28 protein-coding genes and 1 riboswitch are annotated in these 24,160 nt (G+C 63.2%); of the genes, 15 read left to right on the top strand and 13 right to left on the bottom strand.

Going from position 1 to position 24,160, the window contains the following annotated elements:
• Window position 1: 1 nt before the first annotated feature.
• Window positions 2-214 (top strand): oxidoreductase, encoded by a 213-nt coding sequence (locus AB0362_RS22820; RefSeq protein ID WP_068045421.1) that lies wholly within the window; start codon window positions 2-4, stop codon window positions 212-214.
• Window positions 215-220: 6 nt separating this feature from the next.
• Here AB0362_RS22820 and AB0362_RS22815 read toward each other — a convergent pair whose 3' ends face one another.
• Window positions 221-865 carry a hypothetical protein gene (locus tag AB0362_RS22815; RefSeq protein ID WP_317809150.1) on the bottom strand — a complete coding sequence of 215 codons (645 nt, stop codon included), beginning with the start codon at window positions 863-865 and terminating at the stop codon, window positions 221-223.
• Window positions 866-945: 80 nt separating this feature from the next.
• Here AB0362_RS22815 and AB0362_RS22810 point away from each other — a divergent pair, with 80 nt between their 5' ends.
• Window positions 946-1,395, top strand: coding sequence for a MarR family winged helix-turn-helix transcriptional regulator (locus tag AB0362_RS22810; RefSeq protein ID WP_317809149.1), 450 nt, complete (start codon window positions 946-948; stop codon window positions 1,393-1,395).
• 46 nt (window positions 1,396-1,441) lie between these two features.
• Here the strand turns inward: AB0362_RS22810 and AB0362_RS22805 are convergent, their stop codons facing one another.
• Together AB0362_RS22805 and AB0362_RS22800 are read right to left on the bottom strand one after the other, a co-directional pair.
• Complete coding sequence (locus AB0362_RS22805) at window positions 1,442-1,684, bottom strand: hypothetical protein (RefSeq protein ID WP_317809148.1); 243 nt, start codon at window positions 1,682-1,684, stop codon at window positions 1,442-1,444.
• Window positions 1,677-2,402 (bottom strand): HAD-IA family hydrolase, encoded by a 726-nt coding sequence (locus AB0362_RS22800; protein ID WP_317809147.1) that lies wholly within the window; start codon window positions 2,400-2,402, stop codon window positions 1,677-1,679. The genes AB0362_RS22805 and AB0362_RS22800 overlap by 8 nt, the downstream gene beginning before the upstream one ends.
• A 253-nt stretch (window positions 2,403-2,655) precedes the next feature.
• Between AB0362_RS22800 and AB0362_RS22795 the strand changes: the two genes are divergently transcribed.
• A complete protein-coding gene (locus AB0362_RS22795) occupies window positions 2,656-3,030 on the top strand; it encodes a cupin domain-containing protein (RefSeq protein WP_317809145.1) in 375 nt (124 codons plus the stop codon).
• Complete coding sequence (locus AB0362_RS22790) at window positions 3,027-3,491, top strand: GNAT family N-acetyltransferase (protein ID WP_317785597.1); 465 nt, start codon at window positions 3,027-3,029, stop codon at window positions 3,489-3,491. Before AB0362_RS22795 ends, AB0362_RS22790 begins: the two co-directional genes overlap by 4 nt.
• Window positions 3,492-3,498: 7 nt before the next feature.
• Here AB0362_RS22790 and AB0362_RS22785 read toward each other — a convergent pair whose 3' ends face one another.
• Window positions 3,499-4,029, bottom strand: coding sequence for an aldo/keto reductase (locus AB0362_RS22785; protein ID WP_317809144.1), 531 nt, complete (start codon window positions 4,027-4,029; stop codon window positions 3,499-3,501).
• A gap of 69 nt (window positions 4,030-4,098) precedes the next feature.
• Here AB0362_RS22785 and AB0362_RS22780 point away from each other — a divergent pair, with 69 nt between their 5' ends.
• Window positions 4,099-4,968, top strand: a complete 870-nt coding sequence (locus AB0362_RS22780) for an AraC family transcriptional regulator (protein ID WP_317809142.1) — start codon at window positions 4,099-4,101, stop codon at window positions 4,966-4,968.
• A gap of 107 nt (window positions 4,969-5,075) precedes the next feature.
• On the opposite strand, the gene AB0362_RS22775 is transcribed toward AB0362_RS22780, so the two are convergent.
• From AB0362_RS22775 to AB0362_RS22765, 3 genes are all read right to left on the bottom strand, one after another.
• Window positions 5,076-5,507, bottom strand: a complete 432-nt coding sequence (locus AB0362_RS22775) for a PPOX class F420-dependent oxidoreductase (protein ID WP_317809141.1) — start codon at window positions 5,505-5,507, stop codon at window positions 5,076-5,078.
• An 82-nt stretch (window positions 5,508-5,589) separates the two neighbouring features.
• The gene (locus tag AB0362_RS22770) at window positions 5,590-6,054 is read right to left on the bottom strand and encodes a tetratricopeptide repeat protein (protein ID WP_366236151.1); all 465 of its coding nucleotides are present in this window, start codon (window positions 6,052-6,054) and stop codon (window positions 5,590-5,592) included.
• A 159-nt stretch (window positions 6,055-6,213) separates the two neighbouring features.
• A complete protein-coding gene (locus AB0362_RS22765) occupies window positions 6,214-6,582 on the bottom strand; it encodes a glyoxalase (protein ID WP_317809137.1) in 369 nt (122 codons plus the stop codon).
• Window positions 6,583-6,642: 60 nt separating this feature from the next.
• Between AB0362_RS22765 and AB0362_RS22760 the strand changes: the two genes are divergently transcribed.
• Complete coding sequence (locus AB0362_RS22760; protein WP_317809135.1) at window positions 6,643-7,113, top strand: nuclear transport factor 2 family protein; 471 nt, start codon at window positions 6,643-6,645, stop codon at window positions 7,111-7,113.
• A gap of 79 nt (window positions 7,114-7,192) precedes the next feature.
• Here the strand turns inward: AB0362_RS22760 and AB0362_RS22755 are convergent, their stop codons facing one another.
• The 4 genes from AB0362_RS22755 to AB0362_RS22740 all read right to left on the bottom strand — a co-directional run bounded on the left by AB0362_RS22755 (window position 7,193) and on the right by AB0362_RS22740 (window position 11,405).
• Window positions 7,193-7,981 (bottom strand): ABC transporter ATP-binding protein, encoded by a 789-nt coding sequence (locus AB0362_RS22755; protein WP_317809133.1) that lies wholly within the window; start codon window positions 7,979-7,981, stop codon window positions 7,193-7,195.
• Entirely contained in the window at window positions 7,978-9,003 is a 1,026-nt protein-coding gene (locus AB0362_RS22750) for an iron chelate uptake ABC transporter family permease subunit (RefSeq protein WP_317809131.1), read from the bottom strand. The genes AB0362_RS22755 and AB0362_RS22750 overlap by 4 nt, the downstream gene beginning before the upstream one ends.
• Complete coding sequence (locus AB0362_RS22745) at window positions 9,000-10,028, bottom strand: ABC transporter substrate-binding protein (RefSeq protein ID WP_317809130.1); 1,029 nt, start codon at window positions 10,026-10,028, stop codon at window positions 9,000-9,002. The genes AB0362_RS22750 and AB0362_RS22745 overlap by 4 nt, the downstream gene beginning before the upstream one ends.
• A 67-nt stretch (window positions 10,029-10,095) precedes the next feature.
• A riboswitch (cobalamin riboswitch) is annotated at window positions 10,096-10,160 on the bottom strand.
• Window positions 10,161-10,205: 45 nt separating this feature from the next.
• Window positions 10,206-11,405 carry an MFS transporter gene (locus tag AB0362_RS22740; protein WP_317809129.1) on the bottom strand — a complete coding sequence of 400 codons (1,200 nt, stop codon included), beginning with the start codon at window positions 11,403-11,405 and terminating at the stop codon, window positions 10,206-10,208.
• A 47-nt stretch (window positions 11,406-11,452) separates the two neighbouring features.
• On the opposite strand from AB0362_RS22740, the gene AB0362_RS22735 reads away from it, so the two are divergent.
• The 4 genes from AB0362_RS22735 to AB0362_RS22720 all read left to right on the top strand — a co-directional run bounded on the left by AB0362_RS22735 (window position 11,453) and on the right by AB0362_RS22720 (window position 15,116).
• Window positions 11,453-12,517, top strand: a complete 1,065-nt coding sequence (locus tag AB0362_RS22735) for a substrate-binding domain-containing protein (protein WP_317809128.1) — start codon at window positions 11,453-11,455, stop codon at window positions 12,515-12,517.
• A gap of 93 nt (window positions 12,518-12,610) precedes the next feature.
• Window positions 12,611-13,978, top strand: coding sequence for a bifunctional diguanylate cyclase/phosphodiesterase (locus AB0362_RS22730; protein ID WP_317809127.1), 1,368 nt, complete (start codon window positions 12,611-12,613; stop codon window positions 13,976-13,978).
• Between the two features lie 15 nt (window positions 13,979-13,993).
• A complete protein-coding gene (locus AB0362_RS22725; RefSeq protein WP_269596834.1) occupies window positions 13,994-14,413 on the top strand; it encodes a TIGR03668 family PPOX class F420-dependent oxidoreductase in 420 nt (139 codons plus the stop codon).
• Window positions 14,414-14,561: 148 nt separating this feature from the next.
• Entirely contained in the window at window positions 14,562-15,116 is a 555-nt protein-coding gene (locus tag AB0362_RS22720) for a GNAT family N-acetyltransferase (RefSeq protein ID WP_317809125.1), read from the top strand.
• Here AB0362_RS22720 and AB0362_RS22715 read toward each other — a convergent pair.
• A complete protein-coding gene (locus AB0362_RS22715) occupies window positions 15,098-16,081 on the bottom strand; it encodes a hypothetical protein (protein ID WP_317809123.1) in 984 nt (327 codons plus the stop codon). The two genes, AB0362_RS22720 and AB0362_RS22715, sit on opposite strands and share 19 nt — an antisense overlap.
• 300 nt (window positions 16,082-16,381) lie before the next feature.
• Between AB0362_RS22715 and lysX the strand changes: the two genes are divergently transcribed.
• The 5 genes from lysX (at window position 16,382) to AB0362_RS22690 (ending at window position 22,908) form a co-directional block, all read left to right on the top strand.
• Window positions 16,382-19,693, top strand: a complete 3,312-nt coding sequence (gene lysX, locus AB0362_RS22710) for a bifunctional lysylphosphatidylglycerol synthetase/lysine--tRNA ligase LysX (protein ID WP_317809122.1) — start codon at window positions 16,382-16,384, stop codon at window positions 19,691-19,693.
• A 109-nt stretch (window positions 19,694-19,802) separates the two neighbouring features.
• Window positions 19,803-20,699: an alpha/beta hydrolase gene (locus AB0362_RS22705; RefSeq protein ID WP_317809121.1), complete on the top strand. Its 897-nt coding sequence runs from the start codon at window positions 19,803-19,805 to the stop codon at window positions 20,697-20,699.
• Between the two features lie 100 nt (window positions 20,700-20,799).
• Window positions 20,800-21,804, top strand: coding sequence for a beta-ketoacyl-ACP synthase III (locus tag AB0362_RS22700; protein WP_149408181.1), 1,005 nt, complete (start codon window positions 20,800-20,802; stop codon window positions 21,802-21,804).
• Between the two features lie 171 nt (window positions 21,805-21,975).
• Complete coding sequence (locus AB0362_RS22695) at window positions 21,976-22,377, top strand: PPOX class F420-dependent oxidoreductase (protein ID WP_094638429.1); 402 nt, start codon at window positions 21,976-21,978, stop codon at window positions 22,375-22,377.
• A 51-nt stretch (window positions 22,378-22,428) separates the two neighbouring features.
• Entirely contained in the window at window positions 22,429-22,908 is a 480-nt protein-coding gene (locus tag AB0362_RS22690; protein ID WP_317809120.1) for a DUF4190 domain-containing protein, read from the top strand.
• On the opposite strand, the gene AB0362_RS22685 is transcribed toward AB0362_RS22690, so the two are convergent.
• Window positions 22,897-24,123: an MFS transporter gene (locus tag AB0362_RS22685; protein WP_317809118.1), complete on the bottom strand. Its 1,227-nt coding sequence runs from the start codon at window positions 24,121-24,123 to the stop codon at window positions 22,897-22,899. The two genes, AB0362_RS22690 and AB0362_RS22685, sit on opposite strands and share 12 nt — an antisense overlap.
• Between the last annotated feature and the right edge of the window lie 37 nt (window positions 24,124-24,160).

The following is a 24,160-nucleotide window of genomic DNA, read 5'->3' as shown; positions in this document are numbered from 1 at the left end:
GATGACTGAAGAACTGTCGCCTGTTGCCAAGGTCGACGCTCTCGCCGCCGAACTCGAACAACTCGATGCTCGACGCGTCGCCATCGGGGTCGAGCTCGTCAACCTTCAATTCGGCCTCGACGGAGACGCCAAGATCCGTGCGACCGAGGTCTTTCACAGCGACTACCTGGGACGACTGTTCACCTTGGTCGACGAACTGCGCACCGACGAATAGGGCTCGCTACACAGCGTCCTGATCCGAACGCGACACCACGGTCAGGCGAAAATCTCTGAGTGACAGCGTGAGTGCCGCCAACGCTGCAATCGCTACTCCACCGATCGGAAACACCAGCCACGGATTGCCGATGGTGGGAGTGAAGGTCGATGTGACAAGGTCGTCGCCGAGATACGGCACATACACTGCATCGGTCACATACGTTTCGGCCATGTAGGTGTCCGTCGCTGTCCAGCCGAAGTCGGCTGCAGGGGGCGAGTTGATCTCGATACTCCACGGATGCTCCCACGACCAATCCCACGCGGCTTCGGTTGGTTGCGGTGGCCAGTGTGTCCAGGCGAGTGCACTGCCCGCTCCCAGTGCCGCACCCACGACGATCAACAACACGAACAGGTGTACGCGGCTGTGCTGCCGATCCTGAACGATGCGCAGACCCGAATCGACGAGGAACGAGGCAGCCACGAGACCGATTGCTACTCCTGCTGCGACGAGATAGAGCGTCACGGGAAACCAACTCGGGCGGGCGTGGGTCACGCCGAGTTCCTGCGCATCGGCTACGGCGACATGCCAGACGACCGCTGCCGCAGCGCCTATCGACGCGCCGACGGCTGCCAGCACTGCGACGAGCGCTTTACCGGATGGCCTGTCCACGATCGGGACTCTACTCATGGCCTGTCCGGTCCATTCGAGTACTTGACCTGAAGCTTTGTCGAGGTTCTATCGTCGCTTTCATGAACACACCGAGACCCATGCAGCCACCCGAACTTCAGCCCATCGGATTCTGGACCGCACGCGCCGGCGACGCCATTCGAAATCGGATCCGCGCAGCACTGGCCGAAGTCGGTGTCAGCCAACCTGAATGGTGGCTCCTGCACCAGATCTCGCTGCACCCCACGGGGGCCGATCGCGCCGAGACCGTCGAGAAGATCGGGCACAACGACACGCCGGACGCAATCGTCGAGGCCATCGCGTCTGCACGGGACAAGGGTTGGATCATCGAATCGAATTTGCGCGTGACGTTCACTCCGAAAGGTGAAGCACAATTTCGGCGAGCCGCAGACGTTCAACAGATGTTGCAGGACCAACGCATGCAGGGAATCGGACAGGACGAGTACGTCACCACTATTCGAGTGCTGCAGCGAACGATCCAGAACGTCGGAGGCGACGCCTGGCATTGGTGACGACACCGGTCAGGGGCGAATGCCGTTCGCCTTCAACGACCTCCGGTCAGCGCATCCGTCGCACTCCTGAAATCACAATGCCTACAACCAAACCGAATACCGCGCCCAGAACAGGCAAACCGACGACGAGGGTGACCAACTGCCCAGGCATACCCAGGAACTCCGAGTACTGCGAATCGCCGCCCACGAATGCGTAATTGACTCGACGCGGCGCGCCGTCCCGCAGGACGATACCGATCGACGCGATCAGTCCTAGTGAGAAGCCGACGAAGGTAGAGACCTTACGCATCCGAGCGCGCCTCGCGGGCCGATGCTGCGAAAGCGGCCATACTCGGGAACTTCATGTCGACACTGTGTTCCTCGGATGGCTCAGGCGTTGCTCCCCAGCCGGGGCGATCGTGCCGCCGATCGATCCACACCGACGGGATGCCGTGGCGCTTGGCAGGCACGTGATCGTGGAACAGACTCTGCGCGACGTGGAGTAGTCGTGATCGTGGGACACCCAGCGTCTCGAGAACTCCGTCGAGCGCGTCGAAGTGATTGTCCGCCGGCTTGTAGGCCTTGACGTCCTCGGCGGTGACGATGGCGTCGAACTGCACGCCGAGGCGGCGGTTGCTCCCTGCGAAGCCGTCGCGATGCACATTGGACAGGATGACGAGCTTGTAGCTCTCGCCGAGGGACGACAACGCGTCGGCCGAGTCCTCGAATGCCGGCCAGTCCGGAACGGAACCCCCGAGCCTGTCCGCCCACTCGGTCGAGACAGGGATTCCCAGCATGTCACCGGTCCGCATGAAGGCGTCGGCAAGGATCCGGGGGTACAGAGCAGCGGGTGAATCACGCTGTGCCTGAGATTCGTTGATGCCGTAGGCCGCAAGCAGCTCGTCGTCGGACAACGGCGAACCGGCTTGCTGTGCCCATGGCCTGAGCGCATCGAGGATGCCGGTTTCCCAATCGATCAGTGTTCCGTAGCAATCGAAGCTCAGGACGTCGTAGTCGGCGAGATTCATGTGGCCGGGCCTCCTTGCGAAAATTCGATGGCGGCCGATTCTTCGTGCCGATACCGTCTGCAGGTCATGAGCATCGTACTGCCCGTCATCTGCACTCGCCTGTCCGGCTGTCGATGCGGACGCCGACCGACCGGGAAGCAAATCTACTGCGCCACAGAGTCTATCGAGCTGTTCACATCGGTCCTGTATCCGAGCTGATCGACGGTAGAGTTCATCGCGACAGTCGATCGGCTGACGATGAAAGGCAGAACCCATGAATATGGGCAAGGACGACGAGGTGCGCAACGTCGCCGAAGCGCTGAACACGATCGAGAAGCCCTGGCAGCCTCACCGACTGGCCAGCATCAACGATTACAACGTCAAGGTGGTGAAGCTGCTCGGCGAATTCGTCTGGCACACACACCCCGACACCGACGAGATGTTCTTCGTCCACAGCGGAGAACTCACCATCCAGCTTCGCGACCGCGATGTCGTTCTCGGTCCCGGTGACGTCTTTGTGGTCCCAGCGGGCGTCGAACACTGCCCCAAAGCCGTCGAAGAAGTCTCTGCACTTCTGTTCGAGCGATCAGGCACCGTCAACACCGGCGATGCGGGCGGGAACCTGACCTCACAGATCCGAGAGTTGTGACACGGATTCTGTTGCGGCCCGCAGTGGGGTCCGACGCCGACTTCCTGTTCTCGATGGCATCGAATCCCGATGTCGTCCGTTGGGTCGGTGACGGAAAGCCCTGGAGTAGAGCCTATTTCGATAGCCGTTTCTCGCGCGCCCTGAGCGCGAAGGACGCCCGAACGCCGGACGTACAGAGATGGTTCATCGGCACCAACGATGATCGGCACCCCGTCGGTCTGCTCAGCCTGATTCGACGGTCCGACCACTTCGAGGTCGGGTACTGGGTGCATCCGGCCCAGTGGGGTCGTGGCTACGCAGGCGAACTGATCGCTCTTGCGCAGGATCATACGGATGGTCTCCCGATGGCAGCGCAGGTTCACCGGGCCAACAGCGCCTCGCGTCGGGTGCTCGAGCGCGCCGGGTTCACACTGGTCGACGACGGTGATCCCATGACCTTTCGGTCTCCTCCGAGGCAGTGATTTCGCTTCACCAGGTCCTGATGGGACGGGGTCTCACCGTGGTACGGCCGGTCGTGACGCCGCGCACCATGGGTCGCATCAGGAACCCGTGCGGGAACCCGAGGTCGACAGCGCTGGCTGCTTGCAGAGTGTCGAGTTGGTATTCGTCGAAGGTGACGTCGAGGGCAGAGATGTTCTGCTGCAGTTGTTCCGGAGTACGTGCGCCGATCAACGAGCTGACGACGGACGGATGCCGAAGCGTCCACGCCAACGCCACCTGAGCAGGAGTCACGTCGAGTTGGCGAGCGACCCCGACAACCGCGTCCGCAATCGCGAGCCCCCGCGCAGTCAGCGTTCCGCTCGACCTCGCATGATCGCGTCGAGTACCCGCCGGCGCATCGGAACCCGGCACCGCGAGGTCCGCCGCGGTGTACTTGCCGGCCAGCACTCCACCGCCCAGAGTGCCCAGGGAATGACGCGTCTGCGATCGATGAACTCGACCGCCTGCGCTCTCGTCAACGGCACCTTCGCACCACCTGAATCCGACCTTTCGCGGCACGGGAAGTCGAGACTCCGGTGATGCAGTGCTCCTATCGTTTGGGACAGAACGAAGGAAGGTCACCGGCACATGCTCGAACGATGGAACGCGGCACTCGACCACATCGAGAACAATCTCGACCGCGAGATCGATGCGGGGGAGCTCGCTCGCATCACGCTGACATCCGAATACCACTTCAGACGCGTGTTCTCGGCACTGGCTGGATTGCCTCTGTCGCACTACATCCGGCAACGCCGAATGACATTGGCAGCAGCAGACATTCTCGACGGTACAGCGGTGCTCGACGTCGCGACCAAATACGGCTACACGGCAGACGCATTCACCCGCGCCTTCCGAGACCTGCACGGCATCACGCCATCTCAGGTCCGCCGACCCGGAGCAGTCCTTCGTTCCAGACAAGCCGTGACATTTCACCTGACCATCGAAGGACGAAGCACCATGCGATACCGCATCACCGAACTGCCGGCATTTCACATCGTCGGCAAATCCACCCGAATCCCGCTGCGGTTCCGCGGCGAGAACACCGCAATGACCGAATTCCACCGTAGCCTCGCCCCTGGAACAGGGGAAAAACTACTCGAACTGGCAGACTTGCCCGAGCTTCCTGACATCCTCTTCGTCAGCGACGGCTTCGAACCCGAACGCGAAGACGGCAGCCTCTTCGACTACTACTTCGCCGTTGCAAGCACTTCGGCTGGAACATCCGACTGGGACACCCTCGCCGTGACCGCATCGACCTGGGCGGTATTCGAGACGAGCAGCGACACCGCACTCGCCCCCGCACTCCAACAACTCTGGGCCGACGCCTTCAGCGAATGGTTCCCCTCCAACCCCTACGAAACAATCCCGGGACCGGAAATCCTGACCGTCAAAGAAACCTCCCCCGACTGGACCTCGGGAGCGGGAGAACTCTGGATTCCAGTCCAACGAAGCCACTAGCCGTCCTTCACTCCTCCCCTCCCGTCGCGGCCCACCATGTTCACTCAATGTGACATTCAGTGGCCTTTTCGGGGGTCAATGTCACATCGAGTGGACTGGGTCAGGTGTCAGGCGATCGATTGGCCGTAGACGTGTGTCACCGAGATGGTCACCAGTACTCGTCGGTCGGCGACCATGACAGTTCGGTATTCGTTCCAATCGGGGTGCTCGCCGGCGGCGGCGCGGAAGTAGTCCACCAGGGCATCGACTTCGGGGCTCTCGGGTGACGATCCCGGGCCGGTGAGAGTGACGGTTCCTTCCGCTGTCGCCCATGCTGTGCCGTCGGCACTGGTCACTTCGAGCGCGGCGCGAGGGTCTCGACGTAGATTCGCCGTTTTCGCTCGCCCTTCGGTGACCGAGATCGCGATGGTGCCGGCTGCCCGGTCGTACAACGGCGTCACCGGTGACAGCTGCGGAATTCCGCTGGCTTTGATGGTGGCGAGCACGCCGATTCTGCTCTGCTCGAGAAGCGCATGTGGATCGTAGGTGGTTCCGGTCATGGAGTCCCCTTCGGTCGTCGAAACAAGCGTGCACGAACTTCACCGTAGAACGCCGTCGACGACGCGGTTGTTCCGTCCGACCTCACGGTTGTCTGTCGTCGAACAGTTCCGCCGCATACGCCCCGATTGCTCGACGGTATCTGCCCAGCGCCGGGTCTGCGGCACGCAGTGCGTTCCGCAGAGCCTGTGCACCGTCGCCCTTGTCCCAGAGTGCGAGTGCCACGAATGCATCTCGCGCAGACGAGTATTCGGTTGAGAACTCGAACTCCTCCAGCACTCGCAAGGCGTCGTCTTGTCGACCCACGTTGCGGAGCGAACTCGCCAGTTGAATCCGAGCCTGGTTCTCCCTGTCGATATCGAGCCCGTGGGACAACGATGCCTCGTACAGCGGAACGGCCGCGGACTCTTCGCCCAAGAAGTCTTCCAGCGAGGCTTGCTCGAACAGTGCACGGCCATCAGAACACGGTGCAGCGGCAAGCAATTGACCGATCTGGATCCGCATACGAACGGGGTCTGTATCGTCCGCGTTGCGCCAGAATTCGGCCATTCGATCTTCCCAACTCAGCATGGAATCGATCGTCCACGATGCTGCGGCCTGCCGCCAGCGCTGTCTCCCTAGGCAGTTGCGTTGTCTTCGTGACACGAGACATGTAGATCAGAAAAGGGACGAGGCCGGTTCCCCCGACGCCGCGACCACACTCGACAACTATGGAGCTGCTACGAATTCGATCCGATTGCCCACGCCGTCGCGGGTATGGAACCGTCGTCGGCCCGGGATCTCCTCAGGGTCGGCCCAATTCACTGGGTAGCCGGCAGATGTCAACGCCGCAGCTGTCGCATCGACATCGACGACGAAGGCCGGGTGCGCCTTCAGCGCCGGGCGAAAGTCGTCCTCGATGCCAACATGTACTTCGCCATCGGGACCGCCCACTCCCGGCACGCGAAACCAACAGCCGCCGCGGACCGCCAACAGCGGCGGCTTCGCGATCTCCTGCCAGCCCAGAGCACCAGAGTAGAACTCCCGCTCGCGGTCTTCGCCGCCCGCCGGACAAGCGACTTGCACGTGGTGAATCATCGAACGAACGTACCGCCATCTCGATTGACATGCCGGTGAACGGTAGGCAAACGTATGGGCATGCAACTGAGATTTCTGGCCGGCATCTCGACGGCCTTCGCATTCAAGCTCCTGCTGATGCGAGCGCTGACACTCAAGCTGCAGCGAGACATCGAAGCACTGAACAACGGCAACTACCGCCCGCTACTGTCGTCCTTCCATCGCGACGCAGTGCTGAAGTTCGCCGATGGAGACAGCCGCTGGTCGGGCACACACCGCGGCCGCCCGGCCATCGAAAAATTCTTCCAGGACTTCGTCGCTGCCGGAATCAAAGGCCAGATCACCGAAATCTACAGCGGCGGCGCACCCTGGCGTATGACCCTGCTCGCCCGCTTCGACGACCATGCCCACGCAGCCGACGGCACCCAGATCTACAACAACCGCACAGTGCTGCTGGTCCGCACGAGCTGGGGAAAAATCATCTCCCAAGAAGACTTCTTCGAGGACACCACACGCCTCGACGCATTCGAAAAGAAACTGCGGCAACTCTAGATTTGCCCGGCATTCGGCTCGGTGCACCACTTCCGCCGGTACTCAATGTGACATCCAGTGGCCTTTTCGGGGGTCAATGTCACATCGAGTGGACTCCAGGGGCGGAAGGGGCGGGGCGGCGATAGGTCACCTGTGGATAGTTGTCGGCATTCGTGACGCTGGCGTGCACGTTGTATACCGTGCGCACCAGGTGTTCGGTGATCACTTCGTTCGGGGTTCCCGATGCCACGATGGCGCCGTTGTTCAGGACGATGATGCGGTTGCAGAACATCGCGGCGAGGTTGAGGTCGTGGAGGGCGATGTAGCTGCTCAGGGGTAGGCCTGCGACGAGGGTGAGGATGTCGAGTTGGTGTTGGATGTCGAGGTGATTGGTCGGCTCGTCGAGCAGTAGTTCGGTGGGTTGTTGGGCGAGTGCGCGGGCGATCTGGACTCGTTGGCGTTCGCCGCCGGAGAGGGTGTGCCATCGTCGGGTGGCTTTCGATGCCATGGCGGTGTCGGTGAGTGCTCGTGCGATGGCGGCGTCGTCGTCGGATGCGTCGCCGCCGAGGATGCCGTGATGTGGGATGCGGCCTAAGCGGACGACGTCGCGGACGCTGATGTCGACGTCGGTGTCGGAGTGTTGGTCGACCATTGCCACGCGTCTGGCGATGCGTCGTCGACGCAGTGTTCGGAGGTTGTCTCCGTCGAGCAGCACCTCACCGCTGTCGGGGGCGACGATGCCGGCGAGAATGCGCAGCAGTGAGGATTTGCCCGAACCGTTGGGGCCGATCAGGCCGATGGTCTCGCCGGGTTCCGGCGCGAAGCTGATCCCGTCGAGAATTGGATGCCCACCGCGGGTCCATCGAAGGTCTTTGGCGTGCAGTGTCATCGGGACCTCCGTAGCCGGAAGAGAATGAGCGCGAAGGCCGGAACGCCGATCAGAGCAGTGACCACTCCGACGGGAATCTCCTGTGGCGCGAACACCGTTCGGGCGATCGTGTCGACCCAGACCATGAAGATTGCGCCGATCACCACCGTCGTCGGGAGCAGTCTTCGGTGGCGCGCTCCCACGAGGAAGCGGGCGGCATGCGGAAGCACCAGCCCTACGAATCCGATGGCTCCGGCGGCACTGACGAGGGCGGCCGTGATCAGTGCGGTGATGACCAGCAACAGGATTCGCACATATTTCACCGGAACGCCGAGCGATGCGGCCGCGTCGTGCCCGAAGGTGAAGGCATCGAGTGCGGAGGTGTTGAACAGGCACACCACCATTCCCAACAGTGCTACAGCACCGCACAGTGCCACGTCTGTCCAGTCGGCACCGCTCAGCGAGCCGAGCAGCCAGAACAGCACTCCCCTCGTTTGTTCGGCATCGGCCGAGGATATGACGATGAACGACGTCAGAGCCGAGAACAGTTGTGTACCGGCCACTCCCGCGAGTACGACGCGGTCGTTGCCTCCACCCGCACCTGCGGCGAGCAGCATCACCAGGATGAAAGACAACAGCGCTCCGGCGAACGCCCCGGTGGACAGCGACAGTGCGCCGCCGCCTACGCCGAGCACTGCGACGACGACGGCACCGGTGGACGCGCCCGACGAGATACCCAGCACGAACGGGTCGGCCAACGGGTTGCGCAACAGCGACTGCATGATGGCACCGCACAGCGCGAGGCCTGCGCCGCAGATGGCCGCGAGCAACGTTCGGGGCAACCTCAACTGCCAGACGATACCGTCCTCGATACGACTCACTTCGGCCGCGCCGATCCCGATGTGCCCCAGTATCACTCGATACACATCGGATACCGACACGCTGGCGGGGCCGATCGTCACGGCCACGCCGATCGAGAGCACCAACACCACGAGGCCACCGAGCAGAAGCGGGATCAGCAATCCGCGATCTGTCCGGCTCATGGGGTGGTCGATCCCCAGTTCTGCAGAGCCGCCGCAACTTTCTCGACCCCGTCGATCGTGCGGATCGACGGGTTGAGGTCGGCACCGTTGACGACGATGTACCGCTTGTCCTCGACGGCGGTGAGCCGACTGGTGACTGAATTCGATTCCAGGAAGGCGATCTTGCTGTCGAGAGCATCACCGGCGATGCTCCGCCGGCTCAGGTCGGCGAGCACGAGCGCGGTGGGATCGCGATCGAGGACACTCTCCCAATTGACCTGTGGCCATTCGTCGGTGGTGTCGGCGTAGATGTTCTGGGCACCGACGGATTCGGTGATGATTCCCGACGACCCACAGCATCCGGCCATGTACGGGGTATCGGTGTCGGCGAACCAGTACGCCAACGTCACACCCGAGGCGTCGACGGCTCCTGATGCTTTCGCGAAGCGATCCTGCAGCTCGCCGACAAAGCGTTCGCCGCGATCACGCACGTCGAAGATGGCTGCGAGGTCGCGAATCTCCTGGTAGACGGTCTCGATCTCGAGCGGCGCCGTACGCGCGCCGTCGGAGTTGACACTGTCGTCGGTCTTGCCGTTGCAGTCGGTGGGAGAAAGGTAGCTCGGCACACCGAGCTGCTCGAACTGGTCCCTGTCGGCTACTCCTCCGGGCCCGAGAGTGCCGCCGAACGACGCGGACACGAAGTCGGGCTCGGCGTCGAGCACCACCTCGAGCGAGGGTTTGTTGTCCGCCAACCTTGGCACCTTCGCGTTCTCGGATTCGAGGTTTGCGCGGACGGGGTCGGTCCAGGTGGCGGTGCCGACCATCCGGTCGGCGAGGCCGAGCGAAAGAAGAATTTCCGTCGAACCCTGATTCAACGACACCGCACGCTGAGGCGGGGCGTCGACGACGATGTCGCGGCCGCAATTGTCGATCGTCAGCGGATAGTTTCCGGTGGTCGGGGTGGCCGCGACGGTTGTCGCAGTGGACGAACAACCGGCGAGGACGAGGATCGAGACAGCGCCTAGGACGGCGAGAGTGGTACGCATCGTGAAGAGCTTCCTGCTGAGGGCTCGTGTCGCGGAGCCGCGGATGGAGGTGAATCACGACGTCCGAGCATTCGGACTTCGAGCTCTCACCCGTCACCGTTGCGCGCCAGCTCCGGAATTGCACCGGATTCCCTCGTTCGTCGCTTGCTGACCCTATCGTGCGGGGTACCTCGACGGTCAGCGTGTCGCTGCGGCCACCGGCTCCTGGACGTAGCTGCGTGGAAAGGTGGTGCGTGCCAACACGACTACGACCATCGCGGCGGCGACGAGCACCGTCGCAGCAGCCGTGACGGCCACGATGCCGCTGAGGTCGATCACCACACCGCCCACCAGGGCTCCCGTGGCGATCGCCAACTGGAAGGCAACGACATAGATCGCCGACGCCTTGTCCGCATCGGCCGGCGCCGCTCTGACCACTGCCGATTGGATGCACACCGGGAGGGTGGTGAAGGCCAGTCCCCACAAGGCGATCGCACCGACGGCGAACACGGCCAAGCTGCCCGGCGCTCCGATCACGGTGCACCAGAGAACTGCAACCGCAGCGGTCACTGCGCCCAGGGCGGCGATGGTCGAGTACCGAGGCCACCGGTCGTAGGTTCTGCCGATCACCCAGATTCCGATCACTCCGAACAGCCCGTACAACATCAACATCAGAGTCAGAGTGGTGCCGGCCGATCCGATGGCACGGTCGACGATCACCGAGAAATAGGTGTACGCGGCGAAATGACCGAGGACGGCCAGGAACGTCACTCCGCACAGAACGGCCAGGGTGCCGTCGAGCACCCGCGGTGTCTTTTTCGTCTCCGACGCCGCCCGGGTGACCGGTAGTGGCGGGAGGACGAAGTAGAGCGCAACCGCGATTGCTGCGGCGACGACACCGAGAATCGTTGCGGCCGTGCGCCATCCGAACCATTGTCCGAGGGCAGCGGTGAGCGGGTTGCCGGCAACCAATGCCAGCGAGGTACCGGCGTACACCGTCGCGATGGCCTTGCCCTGCTTACCCGGTAGCGCAAGCGATGCCGCGACGGGCGCGACGACAGCCCAGAAGACGCCATGCGTTGCCGCGCAGAGCGTTCGGGAGATCACCAGCATCGGATATCCGACCGATACCGCCGAGAGGAGTTGCGAGAGTGCCAGTGCGGCAACGGTGATGACGACGAGACGCCGTCGGGGCCACTCCCGCACGAACCGGATCAGCGGCATCGTCATCACGGCAACGCCGTACGCGTAGAAGGTCAGCAGGAGACCAACGGCGGATTCGCCGACACCGAGGTCGCCGGAGATTTCGGGGAGCAACCCCACGGGCAGTGTTTCCGCAGTGACGTAGATGAATGCGGCTGCGGCGAGCACCAGCAGTTTCGGTAGCGGCGACGACATTCTGTGTATCGTTACACACAGTCCGTACAGCGCGCTACAGTGGGCCGGTGAACACTCGGGTGACCATGGCTGACGTCGCAGCGTCCGCGGGCGTGTCCACCATGAGCGTCTCGTACACCTACAACCGACCGAGCCGGGTATCGGCGGCCACACGCGATCGCGTACACGAGGCAGCCGCCACCCTCGGATACGCCGGTCCCAACCGCACGGCCCGGTCGCTGCGCAGTGGCAGGCACAACAGCATCGGCGTCGTCCTCGGCGAGAAGCTCACCTATGCATTCGAGGATCCCCAGGCTCGACGTTTTCTGTCCGGTATCGCCGAAGCATGTCTGGACGCCGACACCGCGCTGGTCATGCTGCCGAACCTGCACCGCGACACCGACAATGCACGCATCCGAGACGCACAGGTCGACGGGTACGTCGTGTGGACCACCGAGACGGACGACCCCCTGCTCGACGTGCTCGTCGACACCGGCAGGCCGACGTGCATCCAGGGCGGGCCCGACCATCCCGGCCTGAACTGGATCACCATCGACGACCGAGCGGCAGCCGAGACCATTGCCACCGTCGCGTTGAACAGCCGATCTCGCCCTGCCATCGTCGCTCTCCGGCCCGATACCCGACGCGAATCGACGATCGTGCGTGGCGCGGACGCGTCGGACATCTCGATGCCGGTGACCCGAGCCCGACTCGAAGGCTACCGAGACGCCTGCGTGCAGTTCGGACTCGACTGGTCGACGGTTCCGACACTGTTCACCACCGACAACGCCCGCGCAGAAGGTGACCGAGGAGCGCGACTGTTGTTGCAGGACAATGCCATCGACACATTGCTCGTGATGAGCGACGAACTTGCCCTCGGAGTGCTCGACGCCGCGGCCGCATCCGGAATCGACGTTCCGGAGCAATTGGCCGTCACCGGATGGGACGACTCCCCCGCCGCAGCCGACGCCGGATTGACCACCGTCGCGCAGTCGCTGTTCGATCAGGGTCGGTCGGCGGCCCGGTGGGTTCTTGGACTCAGCGACACCGTGGACGACGCGATCTGGAGCATCGAAAGACGATTGTCGACAGGACGCGCAAATGGCCGACAAACCAAGGAGAGCATGATCTAATAGCTCCATAAAAGGGGATGTTCCCTGTTTATAGCGCTGAACCAGACTCGTGGGCTAGTATCGCTCGTGGCTATCCGGCCATGAGGGGGAACAATGAGCCGAGAGCACGACGCGCCGCCCCGTCATGTCGCCGCCGTGTCCGGGACAGCCGCCCAGCGCGACGCGTTGACCGGACTCCCTAACCGCGACGAGATTCTTGCCCTCATCACCGCCGAGCTCGAAGGACGCACCCCGGGTCGCCAGTTCAGTGTCCTGCTGGTCGACATCGACGGATTCCGAGAATTCAACGACGCCCTCGGCCCCGCGCAGGGCGACGACCTGCTGTGCATGATCGCCGATCGCCTCCTTGCCTCCACCCGCCCCGGCGACACCATCGGCCGACTCACCGGCGACGAATTCGTCGTCATCGCCCGAGGCTCCCACTCCATAGCCGCGCGAGCCCTGGCCGCCGGTTTCGCGAGCATCTTCGAGCCCGCCTTCGAGCTCGGCGACCGCCAACTCACCCTCACAGCCAGCGTCGGAGTCGCTTCCAGCACCGACACCGACATCAGCGCCACCCAACTGGTTCACAACGCCGCCGCAGCAATGCATGCCGCCAAGGCCGTCGGACGCAACGAACACCACGTCTTCACCGACGAGCTGCACCACACCAACCGCACCCGACTCGAACTCATCGAACGACTGCGCGGCATCGCCATGGTCGAGCGCGAACTGACGATGGTCTACCAACCCATCGTCGAACTCACGACGGGAACGGTCGTCGGAGTCGAAGCACTCATCCGATGGAACCATCCCGAACTCGGCCTACTGATGCCCGACACCTTCATCCCCCTCGCCGAGGATGCCGACCTCATCGTCCCGCTGAGCATGTGGATTCTCGCCGAGGTCGCGCACACCATCGCCGACTGGCAGACCCGCAACATCCACCTCCAAGTGGGTGTCAACATCAGCCCAGCCCACTTCGCCACCGGAAGCCTCGCCACCGACGTCATCGACATCGTCGACACCTACGGGATCCAACCCGGCCGGCTCGCCCTCGAACTCTCCGAATCACAGACACTGCACGACCTCGACGCCGTCCACTACCAACTGCGCGACGTCCAACGCCACGGCGTCCTCATCGCCATCGACGACTTCGGCTCCGGCTTCTCCTCCCTCGAACGACTCGCGACCCTCCCCGTCGACACCCTCAAGATCGACAAATCGCTGACCCAACACCTCGACAGCGACAACCTGCACCGACGCCGCGCCATGACCACACTCTGCACAGCCCTCGTCGACGTCACCACCACCCTCGGCAAAGACACCGTCATCGAGGGAATCGAGACACCGGAACAACTCCAGGTCTGCACCGACATGGGCGTAACCTTCGGCCAAGGACACCTACTCGGACGCCCCATGTCCGTTGCGGCACTCGAACAATTCATCACCCGACACAGCACCCACAGCGAATCCGCATAACCCGAGGAACCGAACGTGAAGATCGACAACGAAGTCCAACGCTTCACCGACGCACCCCGAGCCCAACTCTCCACCATCAACCCCGACGGCACACCACACCTGGTACCGATCGTCTTCGCCGTCGCCCCCACCGGCGACCGCATCTACACCGCCATCGACTGGAAACCCAAGACAACCCGAAAACTCCAGCGACTCGACAACATCCGCGCCGACCCCGCCGTCAGCCTCATCGTCGACCACTACACCGACGACTGGTCCCAACTCTGGTGGATCCGCGCCGACGGAAGCGCCCATATCGCCGAAACCTCCAGCGCCGAGGGCACATCGGCCACCGACGCCCTGGTCGCGAAATACAGTCAATACAAAAACAACAGACCCGAGGGTCCAGTCATCATCATCGACAAACTGTCCTGGCGATCCTGGTCGGCTTCCTGACCCCGCCCCCTGCCCCCTTTGTTGACCACTCAATGTGACATTCGGTGGCCTTTTCGCCCGTCAATGGCACATCGAGTGGACTGCGGGCGGGTGACAGTGCAATGAAATTCGATGGCGAGTCGGATGCATTGTTGACACACTGCTGACCATGCACGACGCGTCTTCCGAACGGATTGTGACCGATCGCCTCGTCATTCGTCGCGAGGAGTCCGACGATGCCGGTGCTGTTGCCGACGTGATCGGTCGCAATCTCGTTCACCTTTCGCCCTGGATGGGGTGGGCGACGGCCGAAGCTGCACGAACGTCGGCGCAACTCGCTCGTATCGCCGACGCCGTCGAGCAGTGGGATGCCGGGAAGATGTTCGACTACGGAATCTTCGACCTCGAAGGCGGCGCATTTCTGGGCAAGATCGGGATGCATCGCCGAATCGGCCCGCACGGAATCGAATTGGGTTACTGGCTCGACGCCCGGGCCGAGGGACGTGGGGTGATCAGCGAGGCCGTCGCGGCGCTCATGCGGGAGGCTTTGAGGCTGGGCGGAATCATCCGAGTTGAAATTCATTGTGATGCAGCGAATCTCAGAAGTCAGGCCGTACCCAGACGGCTTGGCTTCGTTCTGGACAGGATCGAGGAACAACCGATCGCCGCTACGTCCGAAACCGGCGAGCACATGGTCTGGGTGTATCAGCCCGACCGGCGATAAGCCTGATCCGCTCGCGGTCGGACCGTGACGTTCGGTCGCGGTCGAGCCTTGGCCTGCTCGTAGCGCGCCCGAAGGTCGGCCAATACGCGTTCCGGATCATCCCGAATATCACTCGGCAGATGTGTCACCACGATGAGGCCGGCATTCTGCGCTCGTTCACGACGCGCCACCGTCGCCTTGTGTGCCGCAGGCGAGAGGTGGTGCTCCAGCGAATCGATCTCCCAATCCAATGCCACGTCGTCGAGCCAATTGTCAGCGATCAACAGGAACTTTCCCCGCTCGTCGTGGACGACCACGTTGTGCTGCATCGGCGGAAGTCCACTGCGCGCGTACAGCTTCTGGGCCTGGGCTTCGGCAACGGAATGCGCGCCGGCTGCCAACTCCCGCAACACCCGTCGTGGCATCGCCGTTCCTCGTGTACTACCGGCATCGAGCTCCTTCATGATCGCATCCACGGTGGCCGCGCCTCGCTGCACGACATTGGCAATCAGCGCCATGCACTGCTCGGCATTCTTCATTCGCCGAACCGCATCGCACAAGCACCGAACGATCGGCGCAACGCGGAGTCCCGACTTCATCTCCGCCGTCGGCATTCGCCACGTTCGCTCTACCACCGCGAAGCTCACGGACTTCCGATGTTGCGGCTCGGGAATCAGGGCGAAAGTCTCCTCCAACGAGCCCGACGTGCCCAGTCCATGCAACGCCAACCCTGCCCGACCGCTGATGACAGCATCTTTGCCGCAGTAAATTGCCACCGCGGTGGCGCGCTCCATCGGCGTCAGCGAGCGATTCTTCAAGAACACCAACCCAGGTAGTGCCCGTGACCAGCTGCCGTCCGGCTGGGTGCGTCGAACAATTGTCTTCGACGCCACCCCGAGCTCGAGGAGATGCGCTGTCCTCATGAAACCGCGATCGGACGCAGCCGCGATCACCTTCGCATCGATTCGTGCTCCACCCCGCTTCATGCCCTTGATGATGCACAATCCAGGCACCCCGAATCCGACACGACGATGGGAAACACATTGCCCTGTGGATAACTCACGCCCTGTGGACAAACTCCGCCCAGGAGCGCCTCACCGAGATCGAATGCACTCGGCAAGCCGCTGCCCGCACTCGACCCGAGGTCCACTCGATGTGCCATTGACTGGCGAAAAGGCCACCGAACGTCACATTGAGTGAGCGGGGGTGCGGGCAATGGGCACCTGACTCGCGTTGGCGGGGATACCGTCTACGTTGCAAGTGCATTCTGACTTCGGGAGTGAGATATGACGGCGACAGCGATTCCCTCGGAGCGGTCCGGGTCCATGGTTCCGCGGTCGTTCGTGCCACCCGCGCGCGGTCGTTTGAGTGAGGTTCCGCATATCGCGGGGTTGGTGCTCGGTGTGTTCGCGGTGTTGTTGTTTCTGTGGAGTCTGTCGCCCACTCTTCGTTTTCTGGTTCATGTTCCTCGCGAGTACGTGGACAACTATTACTTCGATGCTCCCGATACGAGTTTGTCGTGGGCGCTGGTCGTCGGGTTGTTGGCGGCAGCCTTGGCGAGTCGTAAGCGCATTGCGTGGTGGTTGCTGACGATTTATCTGGTGTTGTTGGCGATCACCAATGTCGTCGAGGGCATCCAGGACGGGAACGTCAACTCGTGGGTTGCGCTGGCTGCCCATGTGGTCGTGACGGGGGTGTTGATCGCTGCGCGCAAGGAGTTCTACACGCGGGTGCGTCGCGGCGCGGTGTGGAAAGCGCTCGGGGTGCTCGTCCTCGGAGCGGCCGTCGGGACGCTCATCGGCTGGGCGTTGGTTGCGTTGTTCCCCGGGTCGTTGCCGGAGAGTCAGACGTTCCTGTGGGCGTTCAATCGTGTGACGGCGTTGGCGACGGTGGACAACGAGCAGTTCGACGGCAGGCCGAACGGGATCGTGAACACGGCGTTGGGGTTGTTCGGAGCGTTGGCGTTGCTGGGGGCGATCGTGACGTTGTTCAGGTCGCAGCGGTCGAGCAATGCGCTCACCGGTCGCGACGAGTCCGCCCTGCGAGGTCTGCTCGACAAGTGGGGCGCCGACGATTCCCTCGGCTACTTCGCCACCCGCCGCGACAAGGGCGTCATCTTCGCCACCAGCGGCAAGGCTGCTGTGACGTATCGCGTCGAGGTCGGGGTGTGTCTGGCCAGTGGTGACCCGATCGGTAACCCCGAGGCCTGGCCGCATGCCATCTCGGAATGGCTGGACCTGGCCGAGAAGTACGGCTGGACCCCAGCTGTCATGGGGGCCAGCGAGATCGGGGCCACCGCATACAAGCGGGCCGGCCTGAGCGTCCTCGAACTCGGCGACGAAGCAATCCTCAAAACCAAAGATTTCAACCTCAATGGACGCGAGATGCGCCCCGTGCGTCAGGCGGTCAACCGGGCTCGCAAAGCGGGTGTCGTGGTCACCGTGCGTCGTCATCGGGATATTTCGTCGGAGGAGATGTCGGAGATCATTGCCTGCGCGGATGCGTGGCGCGATACCGAGACCGAGCGCGGTTTCTCGATGGCGTTGGGCCGGCTTGGCGATCCGCTCGACGGCGATTGTCTTCTGGTGCAGGCGGTTCAGGGTGAGAAGGTGATCGGCGTTCTCTCGCTGGTGCCGTGGGGTCGTACCGGTGCGTCGCTGGATCTGATGCGGCGGGATCCGGCGTCGCCCAACGGGGTGATCGAGCTGATGGTGACCGAACTTGCTACCGGCGCAGATCATTTCGGTGTCGGCAAGATTTCGTTGAACTTCGCGGTGTTCCGCGCGGCGTTCGAGGAGGGCAGCCGGATCGGTGCGGGGCCGGTGTTGCGAATCTGGCGCAGCGTGCTGGTGTTCTTCTCCCGGTGGTGGCAGCTCGAGGCGCTGTATCGCTCGAACGTGAAGTACCTTCCGGAATGGGAGCCGCGCTATCTGTGCTTCGCTGACAATCGGGTGTTGCCCAAGGTCGGCGTCGCGTCGGCCATCGCCGAAGGCTTTCTGACTCTCCCGACCTTCCGACGCGCCTCGAAGCACACCGGTTCCCACGTTGCGGTGCCCGCGGCTCTGGCCGACGCCGACGACATTCATCCCGACGGCAGTGGACCCGACAGCGTTCCGGACGAGCCGACGCCGGGCCGCAAGCGTCCCGACCAGGTGCGCGTGCGCATGTCGAAGCTCGATCGCCTCGAACGCGAGGGCACCGAGGGCTATCCCGTCGCCTATCCCCCGACCCACACCGTCGAGGCTGCTGTGGCGTCGCCGCAGGGCACGACGGTGCGAATCGCCGGACGCATTCTGCGTATCCGTGACTACGGCAGCGTGTCCTTCGCCGTCATTCGGGACTGGTCGGCAGACATTCAGGTGCTGTTCGACCGCGAACGCGTCGGCGACAGAATCGAGGAATTCGATGCCGACTTCGACCTGGGTGACCTCATCGAGGTCAGCGGGGCCATCGGGTACAGCAGGCGTGGCGAGCTCTCGCTGCTCGCGACCGACTGGCGAATGAACGCCAAGTGCCTGCATCCGCTGCCGGACAAGTATCGCGGTCTCACCGACCCGGAAGCGCGGGTGCGGCAGCGGTATGTGGACCTGGCGATCAATCGGGATGCTCGTGCTCTGCTGATCGCGCGCTCGAATGTGGTGAAATCCCTGCGTGATTCGCTCGGAGAGCGCGGGTACATGGAAGTCGAGACCCCGATTCTGCAGCAGGTGCACGGTGGTGCGAACGCCGCGCCGTTCGTCACCCACATCAATGCGTACAACCTCGATCTCTACCTGCGCATCGCCCCGGAGCTGTATCTCAAGCGCCTGTGCGTCGGAGGCATGGAGAAGGTGTTCGAGATAGGGCGGGTGTTCCGCAACGAAGGAGCGGACTTCAAACACAATCCCGAGTTCACGATCCTCGAAGCGTACGAGGCTCACAGCGACTACGAACGCGCAATGGTGCTGTGCCGCGAGCTGATTCAGCGGGCTGCCGTCGCGGCGCACGGACGCGAGATCATCCTGCGCCCGGACGGTCCGAACGGGGAGATGATCGAGATCGACATCTCCGGTGAGTGGCCCGTCAAGACGCTGCACGGTGCCGTCGCCGAGAAGTTGGGCGTTGCCGTCGAACCGTCGACTCCCCTCGACGAACTGCAACGACTGTGCGACGAGAACGACATTCCGTACGAGAAGACCTGGGATGCAGGAGCCGTCGCACAGGGAATGTACGAGCATCTCGTCGAGGACTACACCGAATTCCCCACCTTCTACAAGGACTTCCCGACGTCGATGTCGCCGTTGACGAGGCCGCATCGAAGCATCCCTGGTGTGGCGGAGAAGTGGGATCTCGTGGCGTGGGGTGTCGAGTTGGGGACCGCGTACAGCGAATTGACCGACCCGGTCGATCAACGGCAGCGCCTGACCGAACAGTCGCTGCTGGCGGCCGGCGGGGACGAGGAGGCCATGAGCTTGGACGAGGACTTCCTGCAGGCGCTCGAGCACGGAATGCCGCCGACCGGTGGCCTGGGCATGGGCGTCGACCGCGTCGTCATGCTCATCACCGGTGGCAGCATTCGCGAGACACTCGCATTTCCGCTGGCCAAGCCGCGTCAATGACCTTCCTGCGCGACCGGTCCGCGAGGGCAGGTGTGCAAAACCGGCAAGATGATGGAAACTGGAGCGTGAAACAGACGACAGGTCGGCAAAGCATCGTGGAGAACCAGACATGGACAGCGGGGATCGAGTCGAACGCAGTGCGTTGTTTCCCGTGAAACATCCTCCCGGTCAGTACGTCGAGGTGGACGGACAACGCCTACATCTGTTCGTCCGCGGTACGGGCCCCACGGTCGTCCTCTGCGGAGGCCTCGGCAGCAATTGGTTCGACTGGAACGACACCGTCGACATCCTGAGCGCACACCATCACGTGGTCGTTCTCGACCGCCCCGGGTTCGGACTCAGCGATCCACTTCCGGCCGGAGCCACCCCCACCGTCCGCGGGGAGGCAGACAGGATCGTCGGCGTCCTCGACGCACTCGGAGTCACCGAACCGGCCGTCGTCGCGGGTCATTCGATTGCCGGCTTCTACGCAGAAGCCGTCGCCCGGCTGTACCCGTCGCGCATCCGCGGGATTCTGTTGCTCGATTCCAGCGCAGAATCCGACCCCCGCCGCTTCATCCCGGCGGCCGTGCGCGTCGAGGCGGCACACCTGATCGCAGCCGTGCTCAGCAAGACCGGCGTGCAGAAGCTGTTCGGACCGCGCGTGCGCCGCGTCCTCAATCAGGCGACGCCGCCCGACGGCACACCGCAGGAGACATTCGACTGGGTCGACGACATCTATCGCCGACCCACCTACCTCGCAGCCGCGCTGACCGAAGACGTCGTCTACCCGGATCTCGCCGTCGAACTGAACCGCATTCGCAAGCAGTTCCGACTCGTCGTGCCCGTCATCGTGGCGGCCGCACACACCGGACGACCCTCCCCGTGGGGCAAGAGATGGATCAGAACTCAACGCAAGCTCGCCGCATATCTGCGTGCCGACTTCACCGTCGTGATGCCCGCCCACCACCACGCCATGATCGACAAGCCCGCCGAGGTCGCGGCCCTCATCACCGAACTGGTGTGAACCCCTCGCGGCGACGCACGTAACGTGTGTCACCGAGCCCGCAGCCCAAGACCCGAGCCGAAGCTCGGCGATGGCGCGGTAGCACGAGAGGAAATTGAAGATGGGTGCGATCAGCACGACGCAGGGACGACAGTCGAAACTACTCGGACTCGGCGTTCACCGCCCCGAGCGAATCGTGACCAACGACGAGATCTGCGAATTCATCGACTCGAGCGACGAGTGGATCCAGACGCGCTCGGGAATCAAGAACCGGCGCTTCGCCGATCCCAAGGAAAACGTCGTCGAGATGTCCATCGCGGCAGGCCGCAAGGCTCTCGAGGCCAGCGGAATCACGGCCGACCAGGTCGACACCGTCATCGTCGCCACCTCGACGCATCTCGAACTGACACCCCAAGCAGCGGCGAAAGTAGCGCACGGACTCGGCACCAAGGGGCCTGCCGCATTCGACATCTGCGCCGGCTGCGCAGGCTTCTGCTACTCCCTCGCCGTCGCGTCGGACCTGGTCAAGGCCGGAACCTCCAAGTACGTGCTCGTCATCGGTGCAGAACAGCTCAGCGTCACCACCGACCCCTACGACCGCACCACGCGATTCATCTTCGCCGACGGTGCCGGTGCCGTGGTCGTCGGACAGAGCGACGAAACCGAGATCGGGCCCGCCGTCTGGGGCTCCGACGGCTCGCAATCCGACGCCATCGTCCAGACAACCGACTGGTACGACTACATCACCGAAGAGGGCCTCGAGCGCCCCTGGATCCGGATGAACGGAATCTCCGTCTTCCGCTGGGCCGCATTCGAGATGGGCAAAGCCGCGCAGCGGGTCCTCGACGTCGCCGGCATCAAGACCGACGAACTGCACGCCTTCATCCCCCACCAGGCCAACAGCCGCATCACCGAACTGCTGGCCAAGAGCCTGAACCTCGCCGACGGCACCCCGGTCGCCAACGACATCGCCGAAACCGGCAACACTTCGGCAGCCTCGATCCCCCTGGCCATGGAAGAACTCCTGCGCACCGGCAAAGCAAAAGCAGGAGATACCGCACTGCTACTCGCCTTCGGTGCCGGACTCTCCTACGCCGGACAGGTAGTCAAACTCCCCAACCTGTAGTCGCACATCCACACCCGGATGCACGAATTCCCGACTGCAGCCGTAGCCCCCAGTGCACTCGATGTGACATTCAGTGGCCTTTTCGGCAGTCAATGTCACATCGAGTGGACTTCGGGGGGCGGTGTGGGCGGAAGCATGACCGCAGCGGGGGTTGAGTCGTAGTGTTGTCGTATGCCCAAGCCTCCGTTGCCCGATGCCGCTGTTGAATTGCTGAAGAAGGCCAATCCCGCAGTCATGGCGGTGGTTCGTGCAGATGGGACGCCGATCACCGCACCCACTTGGTATTTGTGGGAGGACGGGAAGGTCGTGCTCAATTTCGATGCGTCTCGGAAGCGTCTCGAGCACATCAGGGCGAATCCGAAGGTCTCGATTTCGGTGTTGGACGAGGCCAGTTGGTACACCCATGTGACGGTGCACGGTTCGATCGAGTTGCAGGACGATCCCGATCTGGTGGATATCGATCGCATTTCGACGCATTACACCGGCAATCCGTATCCGGTTCGGGATCAGCCGCGGGTGACCGGATACGTCACCGTCGACGCGTATGTGGGCTGGGGCAAACTCGGCACGTAGCGCCGCGAGAGAACGGTTGCGACGGCTGTCTGGAGGTGTCACACTCCCGCCATGGGCTATCCGCAGGGTGAGAACAGCGATCCGTTCGACGCATCCAAGAGGGACGAGCCGTACGGGGGTTCGGAGCAATATCCTCCGTATCGAGATCCGAACGCCCAGCCCCAGAACCCCACGTACCAAGACCCGCAGTACCAGAACCCCTCCTACCAAAACCCCCAGTACCAAAACCCGCAGTACGGGAATGCGCCGTATGCCGGCGGGTATCTGGTGCCCGCGCCCACGAACACGTTGGCGATCGTGTCGCTCGTGTTGGCCATTCTGGGTTTGACGTTTCTGCCGCTGATCGCCTCGGTGTGCGCTGTGGTGTGTGGTCACATTTCGCGTGGTCAGATCAAGCGCACCGGCGAGAGTGGGTCGGGGTTCGCGACAGCGGGTCTCATCGTCGGCTACGTGTCGATCGCACTCTTCGTCGTCATCGTGGGAGCGATCATCATCTTTGCCATCGCTGCCGGAAGCGCATCAACCTTCTGAAACAGGTCGCCCCAGTCGGCCGTTCAGGCATCCAGCCCACACGCCTGCGATCAGCGCCAACGCAATGACGAACAGCGCCAACGCGTTCCAACCCAGGGACTGGAACACGACGCCGCCGATCCATCCGACCACGGACGATCCGCCGTAGTAGAAGAGGTTGTACAGCGAGGTCGCCTGCGCGCGACCGTGCACAGCGCGTTGTCCGGTCCATCCCGACGCAATGGCGTGGGCCGCAAAGAATCCCATGGTCAGGATCACCAGGCCGGTCAGAATGACGACGAGGTTCGACGCCATCGTCAGGGCCACTCCGGCGATCATCGTTGCGGTCGATCCGGCGAGCACCACCGATCTGCCGTGCTTCGTCGCAAGATTGCCCGCTACCCGCGAGGACACGGTACCGCTGAGGTACGCCACGAAGATCAGGCTGATCAGGGACTGTGGAAGCCCGAAAGGCACGGCCTCCAAACGGAATCCGAGGAAGTTGTAGATCGCGACGAAGCCGCCCATCAGCAGGAATCCCTGGCCGTAGAGTGCCGCCATTCCCGGTTCGCGCAGGTTGATCCACAACCGACCGGGTAGGTCACGAATCTGGCTGTGCACCAGCGTCGTCCGCGGTTTCGGGGCCAGCCACACGAACAGGGCTGCGGCCAATGCCGCGATCACCGAGACCGTCAACGTACCGATACGCCAGTTGGTGTATTCCGCAACGGGTCCCGCCACTATGCGGCCGAGCAGCCCACCCAGCGTCGTACCCGAAACGTAGGTCGCCGCCGCCAGCGCGGTGTGGTTTCGGTGCACCTCTTCGCTGAGATACGCGATCGCGATGGCCGGGAGACCGCCCAGTGCAGCACCTTCGAAGAATCGAACGACCAGCAGCACTTCGAGCGAGGGCGAGAGCGGAACCAGCAGTCCCAACGTCGTGGCGGTGAGGATAGACGCTGTCATGGCCCGGACTCGACCGATGCGGTCGGCCGCCACCGACCAGGGAATGACCGACACCGCGACGCCCACGGTCGCGAGTCCGACGGCGAGCGACGACAGCGACGGCGTGATGTCGAGATTGGCGGCGATGAGCGGCAGGATCCCCTGCACCGAATACAGCTGAGCGAACGTCGCTACTCCGGCGAACAGCAGCGCCAGCACGAGCCGGCGGTATTCGCGCGATCCCCTGGGGTGTCCCTCCCATTCGAGGACCTCGGGTTGCGTCGTAGTCATGAAGATCACGTTAGAAGTGCTCACGTTATTCGTCCAA

The sequence above is a fragment of the Rhodococcus sp. NPDC079359 genome (genome assembly GCF_040702585.1).
In the GTDB taxonomy this organism is placed as follows: domain Bacteria; phylum Actinomycetota; class Actinomycetes; order Mycobacteriales; family Mycobacteriaceae; genus Rhodococcoides.
This window is presented reverse-complemented; position numbering and strand designations above follow the sequence as displayed.